The sequence below is a fragment of the Lactobacillus ultunensis DSM 16047 genome (assembly GCF_001436305.1).
Taxonomy (GTDB): Bacteria; Bacillota; Bacilli; order Lactobacillales; family Lactobacillaceae; genus Lactobacillus; species Lactobacillus ultunensis.
This window is the reverse complement of record NZ_AZFO01000061.1, coordinates 1-4,453: the sequence shown is the minus strand read 5'-3', so window position 1 is coordinate 4,453 and position 4,453 is coordinate 1. Positions and strand designations below refer to the sequence as shown.

At 36.9% G+C, this 4,453-nt stretch carries 3 protein-coding genes; 2 read left to right on the top strand and 1 reads right to left on the bottom strand.

What is annotated here, in order from left to right; genetic code table 11:
- Positions 1 to 35: 35 nt before the first annotated feature.
- Positions 36 to 1,187, bottom strand: coding sequence for a glycerate kinase family protein (locus FC57_RS10185; RefSeq protein ID WP_007125282.1), 1,152 nt, complete (start codon positions 1,185 to 1,187; stop codon positions 36 to 38).
- Positions 1,188 to 1,409: 222 nt separating this feature from the next.
- Here FC57_RS10185 and FC57_RS10180 point away from each other — a divergent pair, with 222 nt between their 5' ends.
- Complete coding sequence (locus FC57_RS10180) at positions 1,410 to 2,246, top strand: PRD domain-containing protein (protein ID WP_007125283.1); 837 nt, start codon at positions 1,410 to 1,412, stop codon at positions 2,244 to 2,246.
- A gap of 128 nt (positions 2,247 to 2,374) precedes the next feature.
- Complete coding sequence (locus FC57_RS10175; protein ID WP_007125284.1) at positions 2,375 to 4,381, top strand: beta-glucoside-specific PTS transporter subunit IIABC; 2,007 nt, start codon at positions 2,375 to 2,377, stop codon at positions 4,379 to 4,381.
- The last annotated feature ends 72 nt before the right edge of the window (positions 4,382 to 4,453 follow it).

Genomic DNA, 4,453 nt, shown 5'->3' with positions numbered 1-4,453 from the left:
CTTGACTTTACGTAGAAAAAAAGATGAGTAAAAACTCATCTTAATTTTTTTACGATTAAACGAACAATGTTTTCAGTAGTTCTGGTCACATTTTGTGGTCCATCAGCTAATGCTTGAGTGATATTTTCGGCTTTTGCTAAAATACCAAAGATAGCGGTAAAGCCTGCATCATATAGTTGATCAATTCCTTTACCTAAATATCCGGCTAAAGAAATAACTGGAATATCGTATTTTTGAGCAATTTGAGCTACTCCAAAGGGAGTTTTACCAAACTTAGTTTGAAAGTCAGTACCACCTTCGCCGGTGAAAACATAGTCGGCATCCTTGATTTTTTCTTCAAGTTTAGTTTCGTGTGCAATTAGTTTTACGCCAGGGTGAATTTGTGCATTAGTAAAGGCAAGTAAACCAGCACCAAGGCCGCCGGCGGCACCACTGCCAGGAATATGTGCAATATCACGATCAATAGTTTTTTGAATTATTTGCGCATAATGACATAGGCTTTCATCTAATTCTTGGACTGTCTTTTCGTCAGCACCTTTTTGTGGTCCAAAAACTGCAGAAGCACCATTTTTGCCAGTTAATGGGTTGGTTACGTCACTGGCTAATAGAAATTCTGTGTCTTTAATTTGGGGATTGATGTGAGATAAATCAATGTTAGCTATTTTATTTAAATTCCCACCGCCCAATTTTTCAGTGATTTCTTGATTATTTTTGTCGAAAAATTTTACACCGATGGCTTGCGCCATTCCACTACCACCGTCGTTGGTACTGCTGCCACCGAGCCCAATAATGATTCTTTTGACATTATGTTTTAAAGCATCGTTGATTAATTCACCAGTACCAAAGGTTGATGTCTTTTTGATTGTACCTGGGATTCTATCTTTTTTGGCAACATATGATAAACCACTGGCTTGCGCCATTTCAATGATTGCGGTTTGTTGATCACCAAGAATACCGTAATAGGCTTGAACTGGCTTACCCAAAGGTCCAGTTACTGTAACAGTAACCTTATGTCCTGAAGTGGCATCAATTAAAGAGTCAGTTGTACCTTCACCGCCGTCTGCCATGGGAACGGAGATGATTTCTGCATCTGGCAAAACTTTTCTAATACCTTTTTCCATTGCCTGACAAACTTCTTTAGCTGTCATGCTTTCTTTAAATGAATCTGGTGCTAAAACAAATTTCATAGAGTTACCTCGTTTTCTTTCTATTAATATTTTATGTAACTTTTTAGCAAAATTCTATTGACACCGCTTACATAATCTAATATTATAGTAACTGTAAGTGAGCGGATTACTGATTCGATCAGGTCTTAGCTACTACGAGATAAGAGTTTATACATTCTTTAGTGTATAATTTATCCGTAGTAGCTTTTTTGATAGCTCAGATGGATTAAAAGGTGATTCGTGATGATATTTCTTAAAACTTTTAATAATAGTGCAGCGTTAGTAAAGGATGATGATGGTAAAGAAGAAGTTGTTCTAGGAAAAGGTATAGGTTTTGGTCTTAAGAAAGGTCAAAAAGTTGATGAATCAAAGATTGAACGTCGTTTTATAACTACGGAACAATCTGATGAAGTAAAGCAAGTAAAAGAATTCCGACCACAAACAATTGATGTTACCAATCAGGTTGTTGATTTAGTTGAACCACTTTTACAAACCAAATTTACTGATTATCAATTTTTGGCTTTGGCTGATCATATTGATTTTGCCGTGACTAGAATTAATGACAATATTGACATTGATCCTGCTAATAATGATTGGGAAGTAAAAAATCTTTTCCCTAAAGAATATGCATTGGCTGGCAAAGTGATCGCGTTAATCAATTCAGAATTTAATATTCAGTTGCCAAAAAGTGAAACAATCTTTATGACTTATCACTTGGTTAATGCAGCTTCTGATGATGCGCAGATCCAAGAGACAATGCAGATTACTAACTTGATTAGTGGAATTATTAGCATTATTCAGTATCAATACAAAATTACCTTGGATACAACTTCTTTTAACTATAGTCGTTTTATTACACATTTGCGTATTTTACTAGTTAGACTATTACGAAAGGATAAAAAGGAAGATCCTCAACTAGATCCGTCTTTGTTGTCATTTATGAAAATTAAATACAACGAAGCTTATGAAACAGCAGAACGAATTGCGACTTACTTACATTCTAAGATGGGCTGGACATTAGATTCAGACGATAAGTTTTATTTGGTGTTACACATTTTTAGAGTGACATCAAGACAATAAAATATCTAAGTTGCTTAGGTATGTTACTAAGAGAATTAGGCATGAACCCGAGTTGCTGAAAGACGTAGAACTTTGATAGTTCTTTAGTTTTTGAGTAGCTTGGGTTTTTATTTTGAGGGGGAAAGACAATGGCTAAGAATTATGACGAATTAGCTAAAACCATCATTGAAGATGTTGGTGGTAAGGATAACGTGAATAGCGTTGTTCACTGTGCTACTCGTTTACGTTTTAAATTAAAAGATGAAAAAAAGGCAGATGACGATGCGCTTAAAGATACGGCTGGCGTAGTTACTGTGGTAAAAGCTGGTGGTCAGTATCAAGTTGTTATCGGCAATGCAGTTGCGGATGTTTATGACGCTGTATTAAAAGAGGGTGGCTTTCCTGGTGGAGGCCAAGTACCAGATGATGATACTGCCGATGAAAATACTAGTTTAATTAATAAAGCAGTTGCTCTTATTTCTGGTATTTTTACTGATATTCTAGCCCCACTTAGTGCCGGTGGTATTATCAAAGGCTTGGTAGTTATGTGTGCTGCCTTAGGCTGGCTTTCTAAGACTTCAGGTGCTTACCAAATTCTGTATGCAATTGGGGACAGTATCTTTTACTTCTTGCCTGTATTCTTGGGTGTAACTGCAGCTCGCAGATTCCACATGAATCAATTTATTGGTTTAGCTATTGGTGCTGTGTTGACTTATCCAACAATGGTGCAGTTAGCTACAAGTAAAACGGTTCTGGCTACCTTATTTAAAGGAACAGCTTTTGCTTCGGAGATTCACACAACTTTCTTCGGTATTCCGGTTGTAACAATGAATTATACTTCAACCGTTTTACCAGTTATTTTCGCCGTTTGGTTCGGTTCAATTATTGAACATTGGTGTAAAAAATGGATACCAACTGTTGTGCAGATGTTCTTAGTACCGGCTTTCACTATGTTGATTACTTTACCAGTTGCTTTTATCGTAATTGGTCCTGTAATGACTTGGGTAGGAGATGGTATTGGTGCGGTAATGTCAGGCATCTACAACTTTAGTCCAATTGTCGCTGGTTTACTCGTGGGCGCTTTATGGCAAGTACTCGTTATCTTTGGTGTCCACTTGGGAATCGTTGCAGTTACTACGGCTGACCTAGCAGCTTTGGGTTATGATCCAATTTTTGCTCTTACTTGCATGGTTTGCTATTCTCAAATCGGTGTTGTCTTGGCTATCATTAAGCAAACTAAGGATAAGAAACTTAAAGAAACTGCTACAGGTGCTTTCTTCTCAGGTCTGTTTGGTGTTACTGAACCTGCTATTTATGGTGTTACTTTACCAAGAAAAACTCCGTTTATCCTAAGTTGTATCGGTGGTGCTGTATCAGGTGCAATTATCGGTATTTTCCACGCAGTTCTTTATATTATGCCTTCAATGGGAATCTTTGCTATTCCTGCCTATATCAATCCTAAAGGTGGTTCAATGACTCCAGTTATTGGGGTAATTGTATCTGCTGTTGTAGCTTTTGTTGTTGGTTTTATTTTACAAATGCTCTTTGGTAAAAAATCAGTTGATGCTGAATACAATAAGAAGCAAGCACAAAAAGTTGCTGAAACAGCAAATGAGGCACATGAAGTTGCTCATCACTCAGTCGAAGTAAAGAAACAAAATGATTCAGATTTAAATCCTTCTACTAAATTAGTTTCACCATTAAATGGTTATGTAAAACCATTATCAGAAATTAAAGATGAAGTATTTTCAAGTGGAGCAATGGGACAAGGTGTTGCTATTGAACCAAGTGAAGGCGTACTTCATGCTCCAGCCGATGGTAAGATTGCTCTTGTTTTTCCAACTGGACATGCTGTGGGTATTAACACAACTGATGGTGCTGAAGTATTAATGCATATTGGTATGGACACGGTGAACTTGCAAGGCAAAGGCTTTAAGACCTTAGTCGAAAAAGGACAAGAAGTCAAAGCTGGAGATCCGTTAGTTAAATTTAATATTGATGAGATCAAGGCAGCTGGATATGAAGTAACAACGCCAGTTGTAGTTACTAACTCAAAGAAATACGAAAATGTTACTCAAGTAGCTCAAGGTGCAGTAAAGGTGGGACAAGAAATTCTAGCTTTACAAGGAACTACCGAGCAAGTTAAAGCAAATTAGATTATAATAAATGTAACTGCTTACAAAAATGATTTATATATAAGGAGAACGCGTGGTGCTAGTTAAATCGTT